24 protein-coding genes and 2 pseudogenes are annotated in these 22,730 nt (G+C 43.0%); 13 read left to right on the plus strand and 13 right to left on the minus strand.

The annotated features are described in order from the left end of the window. Window positions 1-31: 31 nt before the first annotated feature. From ACFE93_RS21595 to ACFE93_RS21610, 4 genes are all read right to left on the minus strand, one after another. Window positions 32-1,741 (minus strand): fumarate reductase/succinate dehydrogenase flavoprotein subunit, encoded by a 1,710-nt coding sequence (locus tag ACFE93_RS21595; RefSeq protein ID WP_375476070.1) that lies wholly within the window; start codon window positions 1,739-1,741, stop codon window positions 32-34. A 26-nt stretch (window positions 1,742-1,767) separates the two neighbouring features. Further along, complete coding sequence (locus ACFE93_RS21600; protein ID WP_375476072.1) at window positions 1,768-2,121, minus strand: hypothetical protein; 354 nt, start codon at window positions 2,119-2,121, stop codon at window positions 1,768-1,770. A gap of 78 nt (window positions 2,122-2,199) precedes the next feature. Continuing rightward, entirely contained in the window at window positions 2,200-3,033 is an 834-nt protein-coding gene (locus tag ACFE93_RS21605) for an aliphatic sulfonate ABC transporter substrate-binding protein (RefSeq protein ID WP_375476074.1), read from the minus strand. A 593-nt stretch (window positions 3,034-3,626) separates the two neighbouring features. Further along, window positions 3,627-3,986 (minus strand): Rieske (2Fe-2S) protein, encoded by a 360-nt coding sequence (locus ACFE93_RS21610; protein ID WP_375476076.1) that lies wholly within the window; start codon window positions 3,984-3,986, stop codon window positions 3,627-3,629. Between the two features lie 249 nt (window positions 3,987-4,235). On the opposite strand from ACFE93_RS21610, the gene ACFE93_RS21615 reads away from it, so the two are divergent. The 4 genes from ACFE93_RS21615 to ACFE93_RS21630 all read left to right on the plus strand — a co-directional run bounded on the left by ACFE93_RS21615 (window position 4,236) and on the right by ACFE93_RS21630 (window position 10,211). Next, a complete protein-coding gene (locus ACFE93_RS21615) occupies window positions 4,236-6,080 on the plus strand; it encodes a VWA domain-containing protein (RefSeq protein WP_375476078.1) in 1,845 nt (614 codons plus the stop codon). Window positions 6,081-6,329: 249 nt separating this feature from the next. Beyond that, the gene (gene gap / locus ACFE93_RS21620) at window positions 6,330-7,373 is read left to right on the plus strand and encodes a type I glyceraldehyde-3-phosphate dehydrogenase (RefSeq protein ID WP_375476080.1); all 1,044 of its coding nucleotides are present in this window, start codon (window positions 6,330-6,332) and stop codon (window positions 7,371-7,373) included. Window positions 7,374-7,628: 255 nt separating this feature from the next. Beyond that, the gene (gene pyk, locus ACFE93_RS21625; RefSeq protein WP_375476082.1) at window positions 7,629-9,059 is read left to right on the plus strand and encodes a pyruvate kinase; all 1,431 of its coding nucleotides are present in this window, start codon (window positions 7,629-7,631) and stop codon (window positions 9,057-9,059) included. Between the two features lie 147 nt (window positions 9,060-9,206). Continuing rightward, a complete protein-coding gene (locus tag ACFE93_RS21630) occupies window positions 9,207-10,211 on the plus strand; it encodes a transaldolase (protein ID WP_375476084.1) in 1,005 nt (334 codons plus the stop codon). Window positions 10,212-10,441: 230 nt separating this feature from the next. Here ACFE93_RS21630 and psbN read toward each other — a convergent pair whose 3' ends face one another. Beyond that, a complete protein-coding gene (gene psbN / locus ACFE93_RS21635; RefSeq protein ID WP_292866665.1) occupies window positions 10,442-10,573 on the minus strand; it encodes a photosystem II reaction center protein PsbN in 132 nt (43 codons plus the stop codon). An 85-nt stretch (window positions 10,574-10,658) separates the two neighbouring features. Here psbN and psbH point away from each other — a divergent pair, with 85 nt between their 5' ends. The 4 genes from psbH (at window position 10,659) to ACFE93_RS21655 (ending at window position 13,571) form a co-directional block, all read left to right on the plus strand. Continuing rightward, window positions 10,659-10,862 (plus strand): photosystem II reaction center phosphoprotein PsbH, encoded by a 204-nt coding sequence (psbH, locus tag ACFE93_RS21640; RefSeq protein WP_094348882.1) that lies wholly within the window; start codon window positions 10,659-10,661, stop codon window positions 10,860-10,862. A 227-nt stretch (window positions 10,863-11,089) separates the two neighbouring features. Beyond that, the gene (locus tag ACFE93_RS21645; RefSeq protein ID WP_375476086.1) at window positions 11,090-11,296 is read left to right on the plus strand and encodes a hypothetical protein; all 207 of its coding nucleotides are present in this window, start codon (window positions 11,090-11,092) and stop codon (window positions 11,294-11,296) included. 326 nt (window positions 11,297-11,622) lie between these two features. Further along, a complete protein-coding gene (locus ACFE93_RS21650; protein WP_375476088.1) occupies window positions 11,623-11,772 on the plus strand; it encodes a hypothetical protein in 150 nt (49 codons plus the stop codon). Between the two features lie 227 nt (window positions 11,773-11,999). Further along, complete coding sequence (locus tag ACFE93_RS21655) at window positions 12,000-13,571, plus strand: GMC family oxidoreductase (RefSeq protein ID WP_375476090.1); 1,572 nt, start codon at window positions 12,000-12,002, stop codon at window positions 13,569-13,571. 270 nt (window positions 13,572-13,841) lie between these two features. On the opposite strand, the pseudogene ACFE93_RS21660 reads toward ACFE93_RS21655, so the two are convergent. Further along, window positions 13,842-14,220 (minus strand): annotated as a pseudogene (locus ACFE93_RS21660) (Uma2 family endonuclease); the annotation flags it as partial. 134 nt (window positions 14,221-14,354) lie between these two features. Between ACFE93_RS21660 and ACFE93_RS21665 the strand changes: the two are divergent. Continuing rightward, the gene (locus ACFE93_RS21665; protein WP_375476092.1) at window positions 14,355-14,627 is read left to right on the plus strand and encodes a TatA/E family twin arginine-targeting protein translocase; all 273 of its coding nucleotides are present in this window, start codon (window positions 14,355-14,357) and stop codon (window positions 14,625-14,627) included. Window positions 14,628-14,851: 224 nt separating this feature from the next. Beyond that, window positions 14,852-15,493: an aminoacyl-tRNA hydrolase gene (gene pth / locus ACFE93_RS21670; RefSeq protein WP_375476094.1), complete on the plus strand. Its 642-nt coding sequence runs from the start codon at window positions 14,852-14,854 to the stop codon at window positions 15,491-15,493. A gap of 270 nt (window positions 15,494-15,763) precedes the next feature. On the opposite strand, the gene rpsU is transcribed toward pth, so the two are convergent. Further along, window positions 15,764-15,943: a 30S ribosomal protein S21 gene (gene rpsU / locus ACFE93_RS21675; protein WP_069073049.1), complete on the minus strand. Its 180-nt coding sequence runs from the start codon at window positions 15,941-15,943 to the stop codon at window positions 15,764-15,766. Between the two features lie 292 nt (window positions 15,944-16,235). Beyond that, the gene (locus ACFE93_RS21680; RefSeq protein WP_375476096.1) at window positions 16,236-16,580 is read right to left on the minus strand and encodes a hypothetical protein; all 345 of its coding nucleotides are present in this window, start codon (window positions 16,578-16,580) and stop codon (window positions 16,236-16,238) included. A 171-nt stretch (window positions 16,581-16,751) separates the two neighbouring features. Here ACFE93_RS21680 and ACFE93_RS21685 point away from each other — a divergent pair, with 171 nt between their 5' ends. Further along, window positions 16,752-16,886, plus strand: a complete 135-nt coding sequence (locus ACFE93_RS21685; RefSeq protein WP_375476098.1) for a hypothetical protein — start codon at window positions 16,752-16,754, stop codon at window positions 16,884-16,886. Window positions 16,887-16,957: 71 nt separating this feature from the next. Beyond that, a complete protein-coding gene (locus ACFE93_RS21690) occupies window positions 16,958-17,803 on the plus strand; it encodes an SPFH domain-containing protein (protein WP_375476100.1) in 846 nt (281 codons plus the stop codon). On the opposite strand, the gene folP is transcribed toward ACFE93_RS21690, so the two are convergent. Continuing rightward, window positions 17,800-18,660 (minus strand): dihydropteroate synthase, encoded by an 861-nt coding sequence (gene folP, locus ACFE93_RS21695; RefSeq protein ID WP_375476102.1) that lies wholly within the window; start codon window positions 18,658-18,660, stop codon window positions 17,800-17,802. The genes ACFE93_RS21690 and folP overlap by 4 nt on opposite strands. 52 nt (window positions 18,661-18,712) lie before the next feature. Then, window positions 18,713-19,444 carry a triose-phosphate isomerase gene (gene tpiA / locus ACFE93_RS21700; RefSeq protein ID WP_375476114.1) on the minus strand — a complete coding sequence of 244 codons (732 nt, stop codon included), beginning with the start codon at window positions 19,442-19,444 and terminating at the stop codon, window positions 18,713-18,715. Between the two features lie 250 nt (window positions 19,445-19,694). Between tpiA and ACFE93_RS21705 the strand changes: the two genes are divergently transcribed. Continuing rightward, on the plus strand, window positions 19,695-21,176 hold the full coding sequence (locus ACFE93_RS21705; protein WP_375476104.1) for a GTP-binding protein: 1,482 nt from the start codon (window positions 19,695-19,697) through the stop codon (window positions 21,174-21,176). A gap of 71 nt (window positions 21,177-21,247) precedes the next feature. Here ACFE93_RS21705 and ACFE93_RS21710 read toward each other — a convergent pair. The 3 genes and pseudogenes from ACFE93_RS21710 to hisF form a co-directional block, all read right to left on the minus strand. Then, window positions 21,248-21,343, minus strand: a pseudogene (locus tag ACFE93_RS21710) (IS5/IS1182 family transposase); the annotation flags it as partial. Window positions 21,344-21,493: 150 nt separating this feature from the next. Next, window positions 21,494-21,685, minus strand: coding sequence for a hypothetical protein (locus tag ACFE93_RS21715; RefSeq protein ID WP_375476106.1), 192 nt, complete (start codon window positions 21,683-21,685; stop codon window positions 21,494-21,496). Window positions 21,686-21,784: 99 nt separating this feature from the next. Then, window positions 21,785-22,558 carry an imidazole glycerol phosphate synthase subunit HisF gene (gene hisF, locus ACFE93_RS21720; RefSeq protein ID WP_375476108.1) on the minus strand — a complete coding sequence of 258 codons (774 nt, stop codon included), beginning with the start codon at window positions 22,556-22,558 and terminating at the stop codon, window positions 21,785-21,787. Window positions 22,559-22,730: the final 172 nt, after the last annotated feature.

The raw sequence follows: 22,730 nt of genomic DNA on the forward strand, positions 1-22,730 counted from the left end.
ACATTTTGCCTAAAATTTTGAAACCATCCTCTTACTTAGCTGCAACACTATACGATTCTTTGACTGCATCTACTTCCACAATGTAAGGATCTATAGGACGTTTAAACAATATCATTTGCCCTAATTCATCTTTCTTTAAGTTAACATGGCAAAACCATTCATCATCATTCTTTTCGGGATAATCTAAACGGTAATGATAAAGTCCCCAACGAGTTTCTTGACGGTATAAGGATGCTCTAGCTGCCATTTCCGCACAGTCTCGAATAAAATGTACTTCTATACAGCGCATTAATTCATGGGGATCGCGAGCGCCCATTAAATCTAATGTTTGTTGATATTGAACAAAATGTTTCAAACCAATTTCAAGTTTATTACCTGATTTTGGTGGTTGTAGATAATCATTAACTAAGCGCCTTAATTTGTATTCTACCTGGGTATGAGGTACACCATTTGGACGTGTTAAGGGAGCATATATTCTAACTTTTTCTATTTCTAAAAAATCCGTATCTGGTTCAACAAAATCTAAATCTTGTACATATTCAATGGCATGAGTTCCGGCTATGCGACCAAAAACAAATGCCCCAATCATGTAATTATGGGGAACACTGGCCATATCTCCAGCTGCATATAAACCTGGGATAGTTGTTTGAGCGTTTTCATTCACCCACACACCAGAAGCACTATGACCGCTACATAAGCCTATTTCAGAAATGTGCATTTCTACACCGTGGGTGCGGTAATCTTCATTTCTACCTTGATGAAAACGCTCTCTACTCGGTCGTTCATTCGCCCAAAGTATAGATTCAATTTCTGCAATTGTATCTTCATCAAGATGGGTCATTTTCAATTGGACTGGCCCTTTTCCAGAATTTAATTCTTTCCAGATTTCCAACATCATTTGACCACTCCAATAGTCACAACTAATGAAGCGATTTCCTTCGGCGTTGGTTGTATGTGCGCCAAAAGGCCCGGCAACATAGGCACAGGCAGGGCCGTTGTAATCTTTAATTAAAGGATTAACTTGAAAGCATTCTATATTACTAAGTTCTGCACCTGCATGATAAGCCATTGAATAGCCATCCCCAGCATTGGTAGGATTTTCATAAGTGCCGTAGAGATAGCCGGAAGCAGGTAATCCTAATCTGCCACAAGCACCTGTACACAGGATGACTGCTTTAGCTTGAATAACAATATAATCTCCATTTCTGACATCAAATCCCACCGCACCAATAGCACGTCCTGATTTGATTAATACACGGGTTGCCATGACGCGATTTGTGACTTTGACTTTGTGGCGTTTAACTTGGCGCGTGAGAATTGTTTTGAGGTCTTTTCCTTCTGGCATGGGTAAGACATATTTACCCACACGATGCACTTGTTTTAAGTCATAGTTGCCTTGGGCATCTTTTTGAAATTTCACACCCCAACTTTCTAATTCTTGGATAACTTCATAACCTAATTTGCCTGTTTGATAAACGGCTTTTTGGTTGACAATCCCATCGTTAGCAAGGGTGATTTCGCGCACGTATTGTTCTGGTGTGGAATGACCGGGAATGACTGCGGTATTCACTCCATCCATACCCATTGCGATCGCACCACTGCGACGGATGTTAGCCTTTTCTAAAATCAGCACCTCTGCATCGGGATTCGCTTGTTTGGCTTTAATTCCAGCCATTGTCCCGGCTGTACCGCCACCAATGACAAGTACATCAGTTTTTATTTGTTGGGTGTTAATGTCCATAAGCTTTTGGGAGTAGGGAGGAACTTCTAAGGTTTATTACCGTTCCAAACGATATCTTTGACTTGGATTTGCTTGGGAACTAGCTTGATTTTGTGAAAAGTATCGGCAATGTTTTGTTGCTGAGTGATTATTTCATCTGTTAGCGGTAAAACGCCATATTTTCGTCGTTTTTCGGCATTTTCTAATGCTGCTGCGGGAATACCTAACTCTGGTTCTAAAAACTTGGCAACTTCTTCTGGATTATTTGTTGCCCATTTATCTACAATGCTTACTTCATCTAAGAGGGTTTTCAACAAATCTGGATGAGAATTAACAAACTCTTGACGCGCAAGATAGTAACCCAGGGCAAACGCATCTAAATTACTCTTGATCACAACCAAGGTTAAGAACCAACGAAAAAATCAGCATTTATCGTTTGGTTTAGTTTCCCAAGCTCAAAGTGATCGCTTCAACCTGTGTCAATAAGCAACAATTAATGCGACTATTTGGGAGCTTATTGAAAATACAATCCTTTTGTTGACATGATGCGGCCGCCCTGGATAGTAACCCCGATTCGGTGCTAAATTTGTCGCATCTGTTAATGTCCTAACCTTTGTGTCGTGTTCAACTGCTGCTAGGTAAGGGTCCCAAATTGCCCAAGCATCAACGTTACCACCAGTAAATGCTGCACGGGCATCTGCTGGTGTTAGATGTGCTGGTTGAATGTCACTATACTTTAATCCGGCAGCTTCTACAGCTTTGACAACAAGATAGTTAGTATTCGAGCCTTTAGCAAAGGCTACTTTTTTCCCTTTAAGGTCAGCAACCGTTTTAATTGGTGAATCTTTCGGTACAATAATTGCTTCGGCTTTGGGACCCCAAGGATCGTAAGCAACATAAAGCAAGGGAGTACCTCCAGCTTGGGCAAATATTGGTGGTGATTCACCTGTATAACCAAAGTCAATACTACCTGCGTTCATTGCTTCTAGCATAGGTGGGCCGGCAGGAAATTCTGCCCATGTCACCGAAGCACCAGCAGTCGTTAAAGTTTGCGCTAAATTGCCTCTGTTTTTGAGAGCACTAAGAATAGTCGCCGCTTTTTGATAGCCGATACGAACTACCACACCTTGATTTGCTGTCTGTGTTGCTACAGAGTTACCTGTATTGTTGGCAGAACACGCAGATATCACAAGAGTCAAACTTAACCCACAGATAAAGAATAAGGCAAATATGCCGATTCTGGATATTTCATAATTTTGAAGAAAGCTGCTGACAATCTTCATCAGTCGATTTGGTAAATACTTAGCGAACATAAGTACATTTAAACTACAAGCAATATATATACTACGATAAATCGAGCAATTTGCCGTATTTTGCTCATAGAATATTCACATAGATCAGCTGCAAATGCAAGAGCCGAAAAAGTATGTCTAGGGGTAAAACATTTAACCTGACACAAAGTTTGTCATAATATGTCAGTGCGGCAGAGCTATGTGCGAGTCACCGCTAAAGACAATCGATTGGAAGATCCGCAATTTTTTGTTGAGCATTAATCACTTCGTCAGCGATCAGTCTCATATCATACTTTCTTTATTTAACAATTTTCTGTGTTTTTGCTACTAGAATCTTTGGAATTGGGACATGAGTATGGGAATTGTTAGCTGGTTGTAAAGACCTGGATATTCAAAGTGCTACAGCTTCTATAGAAGCTGGTAATGGCAACACACAACCCAACATGACATCACAGCAAAGTGTTCAAACTGTTTGAGAAGACGTTCTATTTTCTCATTAAATGATTCTATATCTCTGAAATAGGTAGATTTTGATACAAATCCCAGCCAATAAGTTTAGCTGGGGTTTTTCTTTTTTTACTTAGTACTGTTTCAGTAAATTCAGGGAGAGGGTGTTATTCCTCTTGCACATCAACCCAGATACTGCCTTCTTCAACACGAATCGGAAACACTGGCAATGTTTTTGGTTGTGAAACCAACGAGAGTACCTTACCTACACCAGGTGGCCAGGAACACCATCCTTGTACCTCACCAGTCCGCAGGTCAAAAGCACTGCGATGGAAGGTACAAACTATTGCCCCACTTTCAGTGATTTTCCCATTTTTCAACGGTAATTTTAAGTGAGGACAGTTGTTATCTACAGCATAAAGCTGACTTTCGTGATTCAAAAGCAAAATTTTCCGGTTGCCAACTTTCACCACTTCTCGCGCACCTGGGGAAAGTGCTTCGACTGCAAGAACTTTAGTCCAACTCATTAGGTTCTCCTCTCCTAATATATCTGCTTTCAGTTTCCCGCAATTGTGACCAGTGCGATCGCCTTTGAGTACCGGATGTTTATGATGGGCTTTGTCTAAGCTGGCGAGAACCTGCAACTATAAAATATTACATTAAATACAAGTTGACTACTGAAAAAACTTATTTCTGGGTAAACTAAATAAAGCACTTACTGTCTATGCATCACAAGACTTGTAGCTGATAACAGACAATGATCAGGGATATAAAAAATGATTAAGACAAGTTACGAATTTGACCAGTCTATCCTCGCCGCCGGATCTGCATTAAAAACTAATATTTTACTACGTTTTCGTGCTGACATAGCTAAATATCCTCGGCGTAACCTTAACCTTTCGCTTGTAATTGACCGTTCCGGCTCTATGGCAGGCGCTCCCTTGCATCACGCACTCAAAGCCGCTGAGTCTGTGGTAGATCGACTTGAGCCAGATGACATTCTCTCAGTAGTTGTTTACGACGATGAAGTGGACAGTGTTGTACCACCCCAGTCTGTGACTAACAAAGCCGCACTAAAAAATTCTATCCGCAAGGTGAGAGCAGGCGGTATTACCAACTTATCGGGGGGATGGCTCAAAGGCTGCGAACACGTGAAAACGCGACTCGATCCGCAAAAAATCAACCGTGTTCTCCTGCTTACTGATGGTCACGCCAATATGGGCATTCAAGACCCCAAGATACTGACGGCGACATCAGGGCAAAAAGCTGAGGAAGGTATTATCACAACTACGTTAGGCTTTGCTCAGGGTTTCAATGAAGACTTGCTGATTGGAATGGCAAGAGCCGCCACAGGCAACTTTTACTTCATTCAGAGCATCGACGAAGCAACTGAAGTGTTTAGTATTGAGCTAGACAGTCTCAGAGCAGTAGTGGGACAGAACCTCAAGGTGACACTTGAATTGGCAGATGGTGTCAGCCTGGTTGATACCTTAAGTCTGGCTAAAGTTAGCCAGAATGACGCTGGTCAAGCTGTCATCACCTTGGGAGAGCTTTACGAGGGTGAAGACAAACTTCTCGGTTTGAGTCTGGGGATATCAAGCGCTCAAGTTGGTGAGTTACCAGTGATAAAACTGCATTACAGTGCCGATGTTGTGCAAAATGACCGCATTCAAAGCGTGTCAGGTACAGTCGATGTCGTCGCCAAAGTTGGCACTGTTGAGGAGGCAGCTTTTGCTGCTACAAGCCATATCATTCTGGAACTGAGTCGCCTAACCATTGCTAAAGCCAAAGAGACTGCCCTTAATCTCGCCGAACATGGGAAGCATCAGGAAGCTGAACAAACCTTGCGGGCGCTTGTGAAAGATTTGCGGGATAAAGGGTTGAACGAGAATTTTGAAATTGCTGAAGAGATCGATCAGCTTGAATATTTCGCCAGTCGGATCGCTCAAAAAGCTTTAGGCAATGCCGGACGAAAAGAGATGCGAGATCAGACTTACCAGACGATGACGCGCAATCGCAGCGATTTGGTGGGTCGCGGTGTCACTACTGGCGATGAAGTGTACGCCATGCCCATTGTGAATGAAGTCGGTTCAGGTGTTGAATTGCACTGCGTTCGTGAAGGAGGTAAACTGCGGGTCAAAGTCATGTCCAAAGGCTACGATTTAACCATAAACATTCAGTTTCCCCGCGCTATTCGTGCTGAGGGGGCACGCTATGTTGTTGAAGGACTGGAACTCTCAAGCGATGCTACTTTCTATCGAGTACGTGGTAAAATCACCCGTTTTGCTCAACCCGGTGAAACAGATATCTTCGTTGCCCCTAGACAATCGCATCCAGCTAACACAGGTAAAGCTTCCAAAGGCCCTGCCAGTGCTGCCGATCTTCCCACAACTGACAGCGTAGGGGACAGTATTTTAATTCAGTGTGTCAAAGATGGCAGCAAGCTGCGTGCTAGAGTGGTTTCTGACGGATATGAACCAGATTGGAACATGCGTTTTCCGCGATCGGTTCGCGAGGAAGGAATGCTTTACGTCGTTGATGAAGTCAAAACAGCACCAGATGGCAAATCTTATATTGCCTGTGGTGAAATTAAACGATTTGTCCAACCTACTACTAATTAAGTTGAATTGGGGACTGGGGAAGAAGCAGGGGAGCAGGGAAGCAGAGGAGAAGTTGCAGTAAGTTTATTCCCTTCTGCCTCTTCCAATGCCCAATCCCCAATTACCCATGCCCCAATCCTTAAAAGATGCCAAGTAAATATGCCTTAGCTGACTGAGACTGTCAGGATCAAAGAGTAAAGAGTAAAAGGCAATCTATTTTGACTTTTAACTTTCTCCTTTTGTTCAACTTCCACAACGGGAGGTTTAATCTTGACTAAATTGAAAGTTGGTATCAATGGCTTCGGTCGAATCGGGCGACTTGTGCTTCGCGCTGGCATCGATAATCCCAACATTGAGTTTGTGGGCATTAACGACTTAGTACCACCAGATAACCTCGCTTATCTATTAAAGTACGACTCAACCCACGGTCAATTAAAGCACAAGGTTGAAGCCAAGGAAGACGGCATCCTGATTGACGGACATTTCATTCCTTGTGTGTCGGTGAGGAATCCAGCAGAGTTACCTTGGGGAAAATTAGGTGCAGATTATGTTGTGGAAGCTACTGGGCTTTTCACTGACTACGAAGGAGCTGCAAACCACCTAAAGGCAGGTGCAAAGCGAGTGGTAATTTCCGCTCCCACTAAAGATCCAGATAGAGTTACTACCCTGTTAATGGGTGTCAATCATCACCTATTTGAACCTGGCAAGGATATCATTGTCTCCAATGCTAGCTGCACTACAAACTGTTTAGCTCCCATAGCTAAGGTGATTAATGATAATTTTGGGGTGACTGAAGGGTTAATGACCACAGTCCATGCTATGACTGCCACTCAGCCAACTGTAGACGGCCCCAGCAAGAAAGACTGGCGGGGTGGTCGAGGTGCATCCCAAAATATTATTCCCTCGTCGACAGGCGCAGCAAAAGCTGTAGCACTGGTTTTGCCAGAATTGAAGGGCAGGTTAACTGGGATGGCATTACGAGTTCCGACTCCCGATGTCTCTGTAGTTGATTTAACTTTCAAAACAGCCAAAGCCACCAGTTATCAGGAAATCTGTGCTGCCATGAAGGAGGCTGCCGCAGGTTCACTAAAGGGTATCTTGGGCTACACAGATGAAGAAGTAGTTTCTACAGATTTTCAAGGCGATACTCATTCCAGCATCTTCGACGCAGGTGCTGGGATTGAGTTGAATTCAAACTTCTTCAAGGTAATTGCTTGGTATGACAACGAGTGGGGCTACTCAAATCGCGTGATTGACCTGATGTTATCTATGTCACAGAAAGAAAAACTCGCACCGACAGCGGCTGTGGTTTGATTATTTATTGGGCATTGGGTATTGGGCATGGGTGATGGGGCATTAGTAATTAAGTTTTTTCCCCAGTCCCTAGTCTCCAATCCCCAGTCCCCATTTGGGATTTGGGTCAAATGGTAAATACTCCGAAAATAAAACGGAATCTAGTATTTTTATTTAACAAACCAGTGATATGAAGCACGTGTGAATTTGGATGTTTTGGGCGATCGCTCAAAGCATCCAAATTTGCAGGTTACTCCTCAACCCCCCCCAATCCCTATGCGTCGAACCAAAATCATTTGTACTGTTGGGCCGGCTACATCTGCATCTGAAAGGCTGCAAGCCTTAGTAGAAGCTGGAATGAACGTGGCACGGCTGAATTTCTCCCACGGAGCTTATGAATTCCACGCCCAAACGGCTCACTATCTCAGGCAGATTAGTACTGAGCAGCAAAAGCCGATCGCAATTATGCAAGACCTGTGTGGCCCCAAAATTCGCTTGGGAACTTTACCACCGGAAGGCTTAAATTTAGAAGCGGGTACTGAAGTTACCTTTGTTTTGCAAGAAAAGGGTGAGAGTATTGACGAACTACCCCTACCATTGCCGACTTTGTTCGCAATGGTGCGACCAGGCGAACCGATTTTGATTAATGATGGTCGTGTCAAATTGATAGTTACCGATCGCGACGCCGATCGCATTCGGGCGCAGGTGAAAAATGGCGGCTTAATTTCTACACACAAGGGAGTAAATCTGCCCCAAACTCCTTTACCTGTAAGTTCCATCACCGAAAAAGACTTGCTGGATCTGCGTTTTGGGATTCAGTTGGGTGTAGATTGGGTAGCGGTATCCTTCGTGCGATCGCCACAAGACTTAGAACCCGCCAAGCGCATGATTGAAGCTGCTGGCGCTTCGATTCGCTTAATTGCCAAAATCGAAAGAGCAGAGGCAGTAGAAAACTTTGATTCCATTCTGAAAGTTGCCGACGCGATTATGATTGCCCGTGGCGATTTAGGGGTGGAAGTGCCAATTCATGAAGTACCCCTAATTCAAAAAGATATTATTCGCCGTTGCAATCGTGCTGGCAAGCCGGTGATTACAGCTACCCAAATGCTAGAGTCGATGATTAGCGCCCCCGATCCCACCCGCGCCGAAGCAACCGATGTTGCTAACTCTATTTTGGATGGAACAGACGCGGTAATGCTTTCTGGTGAAACAGCTGTCGGACAATATCCCATCGCCGCCGTCCAGATGATGCACAACATCGCTGTGCGGACAGAACAAGCTTTAGATGAGGGTAGCAAACATGCTTGGTGTCATGAAGCGGGTAGTCTTAGCGTTACCGAATCTGTGGCAGAATCCGTCTGTCGCATTGCTTATGAAACTGGCTCACGAGCAATTCTTTGTAACACTACATCAGGAAGTACGGCGAGAATGGTATCTAAATATCGGCCGACTTCTCCCATTATTGCCCTCACCTCCGACATCACCGCTTATCGCCAGTTAGCGCTTTCCTGGGGAGTGGAACCTTTGCTAATTCCACCAGTCCACAATGCCGAAGAGATGTTTACCAATGTGGTGAACACAGTTGTAGACATGGGTTTAGCGAATAAGGGCGATAAGGTGGTAATTACCTCTGGTGTTCCAATTGGTAAATCAGGAACAACTAGTTTAATCAAAGTGCATTCTATTGGACAGCCAATTTCCGCATAACCCACCTAGAATAGGGCTGTGGCTGTGAATAGTAAGCATTGGGCAATGATTCCGAAAAATTGCCAGAATCAGAATTGAAGGAATAATCAAGAGTTTAAACAACTGGGGAATTAAGTAAATCCTGTAACATTCATCACGGAGTATTTTATGTCCAAGAGTTTACTGGAACAATTGCGGAAAATGACTGTCGTGGTTGCGGATACGGGAGATATCCAGGCAATTGAAAAGTTCAAACCTCAAGATGCCACCACCAATCCTTCTCTGATTACTGCTGCGGCGCAAATGCCAGAATATCAGGAAGTTGTCGATCAAACTTTACTCCAGGCAAAGAAAGATGCTGGAGACAAAGCTACGCAAACACAGATAGTTTCTCTAGCTTTTGACCGTCTGGCAGTTGCCTTTGGATTAAAGATTTTACAAATTATTCCCGGTCGCGTGTCTACGGAAGTGGATGCTCGCTTGTCTTACGATACCGAAGCTACCCTGACTAAGGCACGGGAATTAATTGCCCAGTATAAAGCTGCCGGGATTGGCCGCGATCGCGTTTTAATTAAAATTGCCAGCACCTGGGAAGGCATTCGTGCAGCAGAAATCCTGCAAAAAGAAGGTATTCACTGTAACCTTACCTTGTTGTTTGGTCTTCACCAAGCGATCGCCTGTGCAGATGCTGGTGTTACCCTAATTTCTCCCTTCGTCGGTCGGATTCTCGACTGGCACAAAAAAGATACCGGACGCGATAGTTACCCAGCAGCAGAAGATCCAGGTGTTTTGTCTGTCACCAAAATCTACAACTACTACAAGAAATTCGGCTATAAAACCGAAGTTATGGGAGCTAGTTTCCGTAACGTTGGTGAAATTACTGAACTTGCCGGTAGTGATTTATTGACAATTTCCCCGTCACTTTTGGGTGAATTGCAAGCAACCATTGGAGAACTGCCACGTAAACTTGACCCTGCCAAGGTAGCAAACTTGGAAATCGAAAAGATATCCATTGACAAAGCCAGCTATGACAAAATGCACGCTGCTGACCGCATGGCAACTGACAAACTAGACGAAGGTATTAAAGGTTTCACCAAGGCCCTAGAAGACCTTGAGAAACTTTTGGCAGACCGACTCGTTCGCTTGGAAGGAGAGGTAGTGGCAACCCATTAGGGACTTCCAATTAAAAAACATCCAAAATAGTATGCGTTACGGCTTGAGCCGTAACGCACTTCAAATATCATGTCTGGGTAATTAGTTATGATTGCCATAGTCATTTTACCCCACACGCCAGTTGCTCGTGGAGAAAACCCCGACAAGCAACAGCAATGCTTGTCTACGTAGGCGTAGCCCGTCGTAGACATCGCAGCAAAAATTTACGCTACGGACATGATATGACTTTTTTAATCTTCGTGGTCATCGAACGGATCGTTCAATTCCTTGCTAGGAGGACCAAAGGAGGTATAAATCGAAACTCCAGTGATGGCAATCACCACGGCAGCCACAGAAATGCTAAGAACTATTGCGGGTTCCATAATTGAGAGATAGATGATGAGTGCTATTCTTATAGAATATTACAGAAGATTAAAAAAAGCTTTGGCAAGTAATCTTAGGTGAACTATGGCACAAAGGACTAGGTTGGGAGATATCCTGAAACCACTTAACTCTGAGTATGGGAAAGTGGCTCCAGGTTGGGGTACTACCCCTGTGATGGCTGTTTTTATGGCACTATTTTTCGTGTTTCTGCTGATTATTCTGCAACTTTACAATAAATCACTGTTGGTTCAGGATGTATTTGTCGATTGGCGCAGTTTAGGACGCTAACGGATACACAACAATTGAGTTTGGATAACAAGTTAAGTTACACCCGGTTTTTCCGGGTTTTTTTGTGAGTTGTGATTTGCTACTGGCCCAAGTTGCTAGTTATGCTGCCGAGAGAGCGCACATGCTCTACTTAAATAATAAAATCCCCTCCAGGAAGTAAATGAGCAGGGGCGTATGCTAAAGAAATAATTACTGTCTATGCTATCATTGATCACCTGTTGAAGGCGATGCCTGCGGCGGGCTACGCCTATGCTGATAATGAAGATTCTCAAAGAGACATGAGTGATGTAGAAATTATTATAAGTACTATCTGCGCTGCGATGTACTTTAACAGTAACCAGAATAAGGCTTGTGGCTATCTGAAAGACCATAACTTGATACCGGATATGTTAGAAAAATCACGATTTAATCGACCGCTGTTAAGCAAGCGTTAACTGATTTTGGGGCTGAAGAGTCATTTGGGCAAGCAGCCAAATGTTTTCAAGAACATTATGTCTGGAAAGTAGAATGCAGTTCACTTAGTCCAGAAGTAGAATCAATTGCAAATATTGCCCAGCAATATGTAGAAAATCGATTGCAAAAATTGGAAACAAGTTTCAAAAACTTGATTCCACCGTCTAAAAGAGATGGTTGAAACCGAATTTTAGTAGAACTAGATGGTTGTCAGATTCGTACTGGCATCTGTGTTCCAAGCGAAAAAGAAGAATTAACGTGAGTTCGCCGAATTAAAAGATGTCAGCGGCCAACGGAGTGGCGTGAAGTGAGAGTGGGTTTGGTTCGTCGTGTGGAGCAAAAAGACAACGCAATAAATGTCGCTAGGATGGGTCAATATCCCGAAGTAGTGCAACAACTTCATAGTCCAGCAATTGACCAAGAGTTATTAACTTATATCTTAGTAGAATGGCACTGAGAAAAGCTATAAGGTTTGCAAAATAAGGACTACAGCCTTAATTCTCTCTCCCGTAGTAATAGCATGATTCAGGCAATCGCACCAGTGCTGGCGATTGCCGTGACTTTGAATTGGTGTTACATCAAAGGTTGAGCAATACACACTCTCAAAGCTGCTCTTGAAAGTCAGGAGTAATTGTGGTATTGGGTAAATGATATTACACAGCAAAACGTTCTTGATTCAGGGGAATGATAATTAAAAACCAATATGACTACATTGTGATTGGTGCAGGTTCGGCAGGCTGCGTTGTCGCCAACCGTCTGACAGAAGAACCTGAAACCACTGTGTTGTTACTCGAAGCAGGCAAAGAGGATACAAAACCGGAGATTCAAATCCCGTCGCAATGTACAAACCTACCAGGCTCCGAGGTGGACTGGGGCTATTTCTCTGAACCAGAACCCTACCTCAATAACCGCAAAATCTTTTGTCCCCGTGGCAAAGTCTTGGGCGGCAGCAGTTCGATTAATTTCATGACTTATATTCGAGGCAATTATCACAATTATAACCACTGGAGGGAATTGGGGAATCCCGGTTGGAGTTACCAGGATATATTGCCCTATTTCAAAAAATCTGAGAACCAACAACGAGGTATTTCCGAATACCACGGTGTAGATGGCGAGTTAAGTGTGACCGATGTCATTTCCCCATCTGCAATATCCCAACGATTTGTAGATGCATGTGTGACAATGGGTTATGACGAAAATCCTGATTTCAACGGAATGCAGCAGTCAGGTGTGGGACCTTTTCAGGTGACTATCAAAGACGGGAAACGACACAGTACTGCTGCTGCATTCCTGGTGCCAATTCTCAAGCGTCCCAATTTGACAACAATGACTGGAGCGTTAGTGACTCGGTTGCTTTTTGAGGGAACTTGCACTGTTGGGGTGGAATATCTGCATGAGAACATACTGCACCAGGTCAAGGTCAACAAAGAGGTGATTTTAAGTGCTGGCGCGTTCGATTCGCCCAAACTGCTGATGCTTTCCGGCATTGGCGATGCAGAGTACCTGCAAGCAATGGGAATTCCGGTCGTTGTTGATTTACCAGGTGTCGGACAAAACCTCCAAGACCACATTTGCGTTTCTGTGCTATACGAGGCAACTCAGGATTTACACAGTAATGGGATCGCTGAAACTGGATTGTTTTTGCATAGCGAGGGTCATCTAGACACTGCACCAGATTTAGAGTTGATCTTCGCTCCCATTTTGAGGATACCTCCTGGCTATCCCAACTCTGGTTTCGGTTTCACGGGTATAATCGTTTTGACTCATCCCCAAAACATTGGCAGTATCAGTTTGCGTTCATCTGATCCCAAAGATACACCAATGATTCGACTGAACTATCTGCAAAGTCAATCCGATGTGCAAAAGCTAGTTGACGGAATTAAATTAATACGCAAATTGTTTCATAGTAGTGCCTTTGATGAGTTTCGAGGCAGAGAAGTTGCGCCTGGTGCCGATGTGACTAGCGATGAAGCACTTGTTGCATACATCCGAGAAGTTTGCAGTACTGTGTATCATCCTATCGGCACCTGCAAAATGGGAACTGATCCAATGGCGGTTGTAGACCCCGAACTACAGGTACATGGGGTTAAGGGGTTGCGTGTCGTCGATGCCTCAATTATGCCAACTTTAATCACGGGACATACGAACGCGCCGACAATTATGATCGGCGAAAAAGCAGCCGATTTAATTAAAGCTGCTCTTCGCGTTTCACAACAAGCAACTTTCAAGAAACACATTGCGTGGGGTAAGAAATAGGAATCTGACTTTTCACGGGATATGGAAAAGACAAAGTGGTTCGCGAATATTGGGACTTTGTTGGCGAATTCTTTGAAGTCAAAATTAGACAGCTATTGCTGCGAAGCGAGAAATACTCTTGCCAAAATTATTAACCCAAGTTGCTAGTTATGCTGCCGAGAGAGCGCACATGGTTACTTAAATAAATAATAAAATCCCCTCTAGGAAGTAAATGAGGAGGGGCAGATGCTAAACGAAATAATTACCGTCTATGCTATCAGCGATCGCCTGTTGAAGGCGATCGCTCTTAGATTTCACCTCAAGCATTATGTCTGGTAGTAACTGCACGAAAGTCACGCTGAGTCTTCTTGAGTCGTTCTGCTCGAACAAACGAAACATCTAGAGCGCGGAGGTTTCTTTTTTCCGGGTTGCCTCCAGTTTCATCGGTTTCAATGCTGGGCAAGATAAAGCCAGCACTAGAACCAGTAACACGTCCCAGTTTGCGAGGCATGACCCATATATTCAAAAATGTTAGCAGACGAGAAGAACCAATTTCGTCTGACTGATAATCGGATGGCCCCATCACGATGATGTTTCCCTCTACTAGCTCCATCCGCCAATCAGAATTCTGTGATTGTAACTGTTCTAAGTCTTTGATTGTCTGAGACATAGGGCATCACTCGCTCGTGGGGCGTTAGCGTAGCTCGCCGCAGGCATCGCTTTCTATGATAGGCAATTATTGAGTAGACTACATAATAATATGTGAGTCTATGTAGTGGTTTTAGAGTTTACAGGAGACAAAAAATGAATATATTTGGTATCGGTCTGCCGGAAATGGCTGTAATTATGGTAGTAGCGCTGTTAATCTTTGGCCCAAAGAAGCTGCCAGAAATTGGTCGGAGTGTGGGCAAAACAATTCGTAGTTTTCAAGAAGCTTCTAAGGAGTTTCAAAGCGAGTTTCAAAAAGAAGCAGAACAGTTAGAAGAAGTTGTCAAGACTACTGCTGAATTGGAACCTAAGCAAATCCACCCTGCTAAATCTGAGCAGGATACCGCTAGTTCTTCCCAACTTAGCTAGTACCGCTGCGCGGAAGTCAAAAGTCAAAAGTATTGTATTCCAGGCTTTCGCGTCATTTTGAATGGTATGTTTATTTACGCCATGTTGTACTAGTAGTCTGTCAAGTTCGTAGTAAGGACTTTAGTCTTTATTTTCTAAGCGTTAAAGTGCTTACTACAAACCCTTCATTACTAGCTTAGACATTGTACTAGAAGAGTGATGAATATCAATTGACTGTAGACAAAATGACAGAAGCTGTTACGCAACCAGCTTTGGTTATTCCACAACTAATCGTCGGATTAGGGAATCCAGAAGCTAAGTACGACCAAACACGCCATAATATCGGTTTTGCTGCTTTAGAAACTCTCTCCCATTCTTGGCGCATTTCCTTAACAGAAAACCGGAAGTTTCAGGGTGAGTATGGTGAGGGTATGGCCCCAAGTGGAGGTAAGATTCGCTTGCTAAAGCCGTTAACTTATATGAATCGCTCAGGACAAGCAATACAATCGGTGACAAGTTGGTATAAATTGCCGCCTGAGTCAGTGTTGGTGATTTATGACGATATGGATTTGCCCTTGGGAAAAACTCGTTTGCGTTTATCTGGTTCGGCAGGGGGACATAACGGTATGAAAAGTGCGATCGCACATCTTAGTAGCCAAAACTTTCCCCGTTTGCGAATCGGTATTGGTAAACCCAAAGATGCAGCTAATAACGATGATTCCGGTGCTATCTCCCATGTCCTGGGGCGATTTTCCGCTGCCGAAAATCAGCAGATGTCTCTTGTACTTCAGTTCGTAGTTGAGTGTATTGAACTAAGTCTCAAGCAGGGAGTAGAAAAGGCGATGAATGTTTGTAATAGCCGCACCGTTAATAATTCTGAGTCTTAGGGTTGGATGAATACTATCCTATCAGCTTATTAAAGAAAGCTAACCGATGTTTAAAGACGCTTATTTTGGTTGATGGGCAGCGATTTTAGCTTGCTCCATCTAACCAAGATAAAGCCTTTAACGCGCTCTAAGTATAGGAAAAGTAACTCATTTACACTCTAATTAGCAGTGCGGCAGACTTTGCTTAATGTTTGTATGAATAATGGCGCTTTTGCTATTGCCTGTTTTCGGTGATAACCTCAAGCAACGCCGATATCACACCAAATAGGTTTATTTAAAACGTCTTGTGCGTCTAGCTGCTACTGCCTTACGTTTGCGTTTTTCTATCGGTGTTTCAAAGTGCCGATGATATTTCACATCAGCTAATATCCCAGCTTTAGAAACCTGGCGTTTAAACCGACGCAAAGCTGAGTCTATTCCTTCGTTCTCTCCTAGAACCACCTGGGTCATTCTTCCCTTTTCCTCATCATCAATAGTTTCCATTCTAATATTACCTTCAACCTTAGTAAAACCCCTTTGAGTTAAAGTCATGATTAAGAGGCTATTCGTCCGGTTGAGGCGGGTTATGTGTGCTTTTGCCTCTTGAAATCGGTACTTAACTAAAAGTTAATCTAAGTGCCCTAATGCACTCTCAGAAGCAATAGAGAAGATGGGGAAATTATAATGCTAATTTTTTCTAGCTGTACTCTGAACTGGGGAATAATGTAATCTTAGTTACTAAGATACATGATGAAAACAGATTTTAAAAGTTGATTCTGCCCTCATTTAGTAATTTATATCCAGTTGCTAATGCTGTAAAAGCAATTATGAAATTCCATAAGCTAGTTGGCTTTAAAATAACTCCACCGCTTAAGAAAACTAGTACTATGCCAATGCCGAGAAAAATCCATCCCAAGTTACCAGTTTCTCTTTGAAAAAAGACTAATGCAAATATACCCATCATCGTTGCTAAAACTGAAGCTGTAGCTGGTAAGCTCCGGTAAAAATATGAATAGTAACCGCTAACAAATATGATGTTTTGACCAAAAAAGTATAATCCTGTGAAAAGTAGAATTAAACCTATAACTTTGATTAACAACCTGCCCATAATATTTTGATATTTTTAATGGCTGAAGCCAATTTTTATCCGATTATAGTGGTGTTTTTAAAATCATGCAAAATTTTACTTTAATTAATTTTTTATGCGTAAATATACTGAACAAAATCCTGATTGTCTGAAAATGTCAGTACCAGTAACGTTGATTACATCAAGTAGTCCTTGCCAGGGTTTTATCAAGGTGCTTTAATAGCGATCGCATTCTGCAAAACAGTTTTACTTACAGAATATGTACAAAACGTGCAGCGACTCGACATTGCTGCTGGTGTTGATAAAATTACAGACTCAAAACATTAAACTCAAAGATATGACAAGCTAGTAGCATATCTTTGACATTAAATTCTCCCCAAAGCTGAATAGGAGCATACATGGAGCCAATTATTGCTATAGTTTTAGCCCTTATAGGTTATGCCTTAGGTTCTGCAAAACTGATTAATCAAGGAAATGAAGCCCTAGTTGAACGCTTGGGGCGATATCATCGAAAACTTAAGCCTGGGCTGAACTTTATTGTTCCCTTGGTAGATCAGATTGTGATGGAAGATACTACACGAGAGCAGTTTTTAGACATCAAACCTCAGAATGTGATCACCCAAGATAATATTTACGTAGAAGTGGACGCTATTGTATACTGGCGGATTCGAGATATTGAGAGAAGCTTTTACGCAATTGAGGATCTCCAAGGAGCATTGACACAGATAACCACAACCACGCTGCGAGAAATCATTGCCCAGAATACTCTAGAGCAGACTAACGTTTCTAGAGCAGAGATGGACTCAGCGATCTTAGACCAGTTGAATAGTGTAACGGCAGATTGGGGAGTTGATATTCTCCGGTTAGATATTCAGAGAATTACTCTACCTGAAAGTGTCCGAAAATCCAGGGAAGAGGAACAAGCCGCTGTAATCAAAAAACGGGCGCTGATTACCGAAGCAGAAGGGGAAAAGGAAGCTGCGATTAAAAAAGCAGAAGGAACTATGGCTTCAGTGCAAATCATTTCTCAAGCTCTACGTTCCAATCCTGATAGTAGGGACATTCTGCGGTATCTTGTAGCTCAAGATTACGTAGATGCCAGCCAAAAACTTGGTGAAAGCAGTAATGCCAAAATTGTCTTTGTAGACCCAGCTAACTCAAGTGAAATGTTTCAGGAGTTGATAGCCCACCCAGGAGAAAATCAAGAAGGTAACGGCAAAAAACACGAAAACGGTAATACTTAATAATTACTTTGTGCGGCTTGTCTCAATAGGGCATCAGCTACTAGTGAAACATCACGCATTTCTTGAACATCGTGAACTCGGAGGATATCAGCGCCATTAAAAATAGCAGCACAACAAGCTGCTGCCGTTCCCCAAACTCTTGCTTTGGGATCTGGTTGATTTAAAATGCGACCAATGAAATTTTTACGAGATGCTCCTACCAAGATAGGACAGTTGAGTGGTGCGAGCGATCGCAAGCCGCGAAAAATTTCTAAATTTTGCTCATAGTTTTTAGCAAAACCAATACCAGGATCGATAATAATTTTATCCAGGTCAATACCTGCAGTAGTTGCTGCCTGAATTTGCCGAGCCAAAAAACTATAAATTTCACCGAGCAAATCTTGATAATCAGTCTGTTGTTGCATTGTCTGTGATGTTCCCCGAATGTGCATTAAAATCATCGGTACACCTAACTCTGCGACTGTTGCCAACATTTCTGAGTCAAAAGTGCCGCCAGAAATATCATTAATAATATCGGCTCCAACTGCTACAGATGCCTTGGCTACAGCAGCACGGGTTGTATCTACAGAAATCGGGACTGAAATTTCTGGTCTTAGCACCCGTAATACCGATAGTACCCGGTCAAGTTCCTCAGCCAGAGTTATTTGCTTTGCCCCTGGTCGAGTTGATTGACCGCCCACATCAATGATGTCAGCACCAGCAGCCACCAGTGCTTGCGCCTGAACTAAAGCAGCAGAGGAAGTGTAAAACTCACCCCCATCACTAAAGCTATCAGGCGTTACATTTAAAATGCCCATCAAATAAGTCTGCTGTCCCCAATCGAAACAGCGTCCTCGAATTATCAAGTTCCTTGGCATAAATCTACATTAGGCATTCCCATGCAGAGCATGGGAACGAGAAAAAAGCACATCACACTGACTTAAAATTCACAATCCGAGCGAAACTCTCAGGTTCTAGACTTGCTCCTCCCACGAGGACACCATCAATTTCTGGTTGAGCCATAATCTCATCAATATTATTCGGCTTGACTGAACCGCCATATTGAATTGATACATTCGGATTAGTCAACTGGCTGCGAATTAAGCCAATTATTCGATTAGCTTCCTCTACTTCACAAGTGTCACCAGTGCCAATGGCCCAAATCGGTTCGTAGGCAATCACCAAATTATCTTGATCGATATCTACCAAGCCTTTGTCGAGTTGGAGAGTAATCAGAGATTCAGTTTCTCCTGCATCTCGTTGTTGTTTGCTTTCGCCAACACAGAGAATTGGAGTCAAACCAAACCTTTGAGCAGTTCGGAGGCGCAGATTAACGGTGGCGTCTGTTTCTGCAAAGTATTGCCGTCGTTCGCTATGACCGACAATCACAAAGCGCACACCACTTTCTGTCAGCATTGGGGCAGAAATCTCACCCGTATAGGCTCCATATTCTTCCCAATGGATATTTTGTGCCCCTAGTTGGATGAGGCTACCGTGCAAGGTCTTGGACAAAACACTTAAATCAGTGAAAGGAGGACACAATATCACTTCTCGCCCTTGGGGGGTTTCCTCTAAGTGGGGCAGAAATCCTTGTAAAAACTCCTGGGTCTCTGCCTGGGTTTTGAACATTTTCCAGTTGCCGGCAATAACGATTTTCCGCACAGGTAATTTAGTCAAGATCCTAACGCGTTATATTTAGATGCATTTTTCAGTTTATGACTTTTTGTTAGCCATTAATCATTAGTCATTGGTCATTGGTCATTAGTCATTGGTCATTGGTCATTAGTCATTAGGTATTAGAGATTGAAGAAAAGCCCAGTCCCTAGTTCCAATACCCAAACCTCTGTTAAAAATAACTAGGATAAGAGACAGGGCTAATTTAAAAATCCCAAATTTCAAATCTCAAATTGATATGACTTCCACATTGCCCGTGCCTGAACCTCATCAAAGCGATTCCGCTAACACTGACGCAAATTCTCTCAACTGGGAGGAAGAACTGGATAGTGCCATTTTCAGTTTTGAAGACATTCAAACAGAACTGAACTATAAACAAGCACAAACGGCGCTACGAAACTTAGTAGCCAATCTCGACCTCACTCCCCAGGAAAAAATTGGATTGGAGGCAGAAATTGCTGATTTGGAAACCATGCTAGGAAAGTTAGACCGCATGGTTGTGCAGATTGCGGCTTTTGGCATGGTGGGACGTGGGAAGTCTTCGCTACTCAATGCTTTGGTTGGGCAAACAGTATTTGAAACTGGGCCGCTGCACGGTGTCACCCGTGCTGCACAAAGAGTTAATTGGAGTATTAGCGAGGAGATGATTGGGGAAACTGAACGGGCTTTGCGTGTTACTCTCCCTGGTGTAGGTCAATCGCAGGTGGAATTAATTGATACTCCTGGGTTAGATGAAGTAGATGGTGCAACCCGCGCCGCCTTAGCTGAACAGATTGCAAAACTTGCGGATTTGATTCTGTTTGTGATCTCTGGTGATATGACAAAGCTAGAATACGCTGCCCTTTCTCAGTTGCGGGAAGCAGGTAAACCGATCATTCTGGTGTTTAACAAAGTAGACCAGTATCCAGAAGCAGACCGGATGGCAATTTATCACAAAATTCGGGATGAAAGGGTGCGGGAATTGCTCACACCTTTAGAAATTGTTATGGCTGCGGCATCGCCATTGGTGAAGACGGCGATTCGTCGCCCTGATGGTACGAGGGGCATACAGTTACGTACAGGTAATGCCCAAGTCGAGGAACTGAAGCTGAAAATATTGGAGATTCTGCATCGTGAGGGTAAAGCCTTGGTTGCCCTAAATACCATGCTTTATGCCGACATTGTAAATGAGCAGTTGATAGAGCGAAAACTGATGATTCGGGAACAGAATGCCAATCAGTTGATTTGGAAGGCTGTGATGACTAAGGCATTAGCGATCGCACTCAATCCTGTAACTGTGGTAGATATTCTCAGTAGTGTGGTAATTGATATTGCTCTGATTTTGGGTTTATCTAAACTCTATGGCTTCTCCATGACGGAAGCTGGGGCTGTACAATTGCTACAAAAAATCGCCCTGAGTATGGGCGGCATCGGTGCTAGTGAATTGTTAGCAAATTTAGGCTTGAGTGGATTAAAAACTTTACTTGGAATCTCTGCAACAGCTACGGGTGGCATTGCGCTAGGCCCTTATATATCGGTAGCAATCACCCAAGGGGGAGTAGCTGGTGTTTCTTCTTACGGAATTGGACAAGTTACCAAAGTTTATTTAGCCAATGGCGCAACTTGGGGGCCTGATGGGCCAAAAGCAGTAATTAATCGGATTTTGACAAACTTGGATGAGACTTCAATTCTTAACCGTATTAAAGATGAATTACTTCACAAAGTAAAACTCAAAAAGTGATGCAGAAATAAGGTTTGGTTAGCCATATTTGTCCTTAAAGCTGATTCGTCAATAAAAGCTTAAGGTGCTATTCACTTTACTATCAGACAAATCAATGAGCCATAAATCATTGCTTCACTTAACTCTGTATAAAACTCATAATCCTTACTCAAGCGCCAAAATCGATTGCGATATCTAATTTATGAATGTACAGGTGCGCTACCAAATGCGCTATAACCCCTTAAAATAAACCCTATGTAATCGCTTAATTATTATTATTTTGTCAAGCTTTTTCTGAAAACTAAATTTTAAATATCTCCTCTCACCCTCAGCACTCTCTAGGCTACTTGCAACAAATAGGTCATACAATGCCCCATCAAAAAGTAAACTACTAACATGGCAGCAGCAGCTAGAGCAACCAATGTACCAGCCAACATTAAAGAAAATTCTTTACTCTCATAAGCTTTTTCCATTAAGTGCAGCGACCATGCTACCAGGGCTACATCAAAAAGTAAAATAGGAAGCAACATATTTTTTAATATTTGTTAATACTTGTAAAATAATATTAACACCCTTTTCAGGAAGTGTGTCTTACCTTAGATGGATGTCATTAAATGAGAAATGGTAGATCAACAGAATGTTCTAACTGGCACGTTGCGATCGCGCAAGTAACTTTTAATTTCTGCTACGCTTAATTGTCCGTAATGTAACAGTGATGCGAGTAATGCTGCTTCAGCTTTGCCTTCAGTTAGGGCAGTGTAGATATGTTCACAATTACCTGCACCACCAGAAGCAATAACTGGAATTTCCACAGCATCGGCAATTGCCCGTGTGATTTCAATGTCATACCCAGCTTGGGTTCCATCAGCATCCATACTTGTGACTAGCAGTTCTCCGGCCCCCCGTTTTTCAACTTCTTGTGCCCACAATAGGGCATCTAAGCCTGTATTTTCTCTGCCACCCCGCACATACACATCCCAACCTGGATTCTCCGGGTTATTTCTGCGTCTGGCATCAATAGCAACAACTATGCACTGATTACCAAAGCGATCGCTTGCCCGATTAATCAAGTTTGGTTCCCGCACTGCCGCAGAATTAATACTAACCTTATCTGCGCCTGCTCGTAACAAAGCTTTAACATTTTCTAAGGATTGAATGCCACCACCTACAGTCAATGGAATAAAGACCTGTTCAGCAGTCCGGTAGACCACATCTAAAATTGTAGCTCGATCTTCATGAGTAGCTGTAATATCCAGAAATACTAACTCATCAGCACCGGCTTCGTTGTAAACCTTGGCCAGCTCTACCGGATCGCCTGCATCTTGGAGATTGACAAAGTTAACTCCTTTTACAACCCGTCCCGCCTTCACATCTAAGCACGGTAAGATTCTTTTAGATAACATAATAACTTTTGTACTTCTGGCTAATTGACCGGAATTTAAATTTTAAATTGGCGCGGGTATTCTCAAACGAAAATTTTCACGGATATGGGGCATGGGGCATTAGGCATGGGGCATGGAACATTAGACATGGGGAAAGACTTGTTGCAAGTTCTCACCTCTTGTCACCTTGTCC

Source organism: uncultured Nostoc sp. (assembly GCF_964247315.1).
GTDB lineage: Bacteria > Cyanobacteriota > Cyanobacteriia > Cyanobacteriales > Nostocaceae > Nostoc.

Excerpts from the sequence above, each read along its gene's own strand:
- ACFE93_RS21690 (WP_375476100.1), top strand. The coding sequence starts at position 16,958 with ATGGAGCCAATTATTGCTATAGTTTTAGCCCTTATAGGTTATGCCTTA.
- pth (WP_375476094.1), top strand. The coding sequence starts at position 14,852 with ATGACAGAAGCTGTTACGCAACCAGCTTTGGTTATTCCACAACTAATC.
- pyk (WP_375476082.1), top strand. The coding sequence starts at position 7,629 with ATGCGTCGAACCAAAATCATTTGTACTGTTGGGCCGGCTACATCTGCA.
- ACFE93_RS21665 (WP_375476092.1), top strand. The coding sequence starts at position 14,355 with ATGAATATATTTGGTATCGGTCTGCCGGAAATGGCTGTAATTATGGTA.
- ACFE93_RS21630 (WP_375476084.1), top strand. The coding sequence starts at position 9,207 with ATGTCCAAGAGTTTACTGGAACAATTGCGGAAAATGACTGTCGTGGTT.
- ACFE93_RS21715 (WP_375476106.1), bottom strand. The coding sequence starts at position 21,685 with ATGTTGCTTCCTATTTTACTTTTTGATGTAGCCCTGGTAGCATGGTCG.
- ACFE93_RS21610 (WP_375476076.1), bottom strand. The coding sequence starts at position 3,986 with ATGAGTTGGACTAAAGTTCTTGCAGTCGAAGCACTTTCCCCAGGTGCG.
- ACFE93_RS21705 (WP_375476104.1), top strand. The coding sequence starts at position 19,695 with ATGACTTCCACATTGCCCGTGCCTGAACCTCATCAAAGCGATTCCGCT.
- psbN (WP_292866665.1), bottom strand. The coding sequence starts at position 10,573 with ATGGAACCCGCAATAGTTCTTAGCATTTCTGTGGCTGCCGTGGTGATT.
- hisF (WP_375476108.1), bottom strand. The coding sequence starts at position 22,558 with ATGTTATCTAAAAGAATCTTACCGTGCTTAGATGTGAAGGCGGGACGG.
- rpsU (WP_069073049.1), bottom strand. The coding sequence starts at position 15,943 with ATGACCCAGGTGGTTCTAGGAGAGAACGAAGGAATAGACTCAGCTTTG.
- ACFE93_RS21595 (WP_375476070.1), bottom strand. The coding sequence starts at position 1,741 with ATGGACATTAACACCCAACAAATAAAAACTGATGTACTTGTCATTGGT.
- ACFE93_RS21605 (WP_375476074.1), bottom strand. The coding sequence starts at position 3,033 with ATGTTCGCTAAGTATTTACCAAATCGACTGATGAAGATTGTCAGCAGC.
- psbH (WP_094348882.1), top strand. The coding sequence starts at position 10,659 with ATGGCACAAAGGACTAGGTTGGGAGATATCCTGAAACCACTTAACTCT.
- ACFE93_RS21655 (WP_375476090.1), top strand. The coding sequence starts at position 12,000 with ATGATAATTAAAAACCAATATGACTACATTGTGATTGGTGCAGGTTCG.
- ACFE93_RS21645 (WP_375476086.1), top strand. The coding sequence starts at position 11,090 with ATGCCTGCGGCGGGCTACGCCTATGCTGATAATGAAGATTCTCAAAGA.
- folP (WP_375476102.1), bottom strand. The coding sequence starts at position 18,660 with ATGCCAAGGAACTTGATAATTCGAGGACGCTGTTTCGATTGGGGACAG.
- ACFE93_RS21615 (WP_375476078.1), top strand. The coding sequence starts at position 4,236 with ATGATTAAGACAAGTTACGAATTTGACCAGTCTATCCTCGCCGCCGGA.
- ACFE93_RS21680 (WP_375476096.1), bottom strand. The coding sequence starts at position 16,580 with ATGGGCAGGTTGTTAATCAAAGTTATAGGTTTAATTCTACTTTTCACA.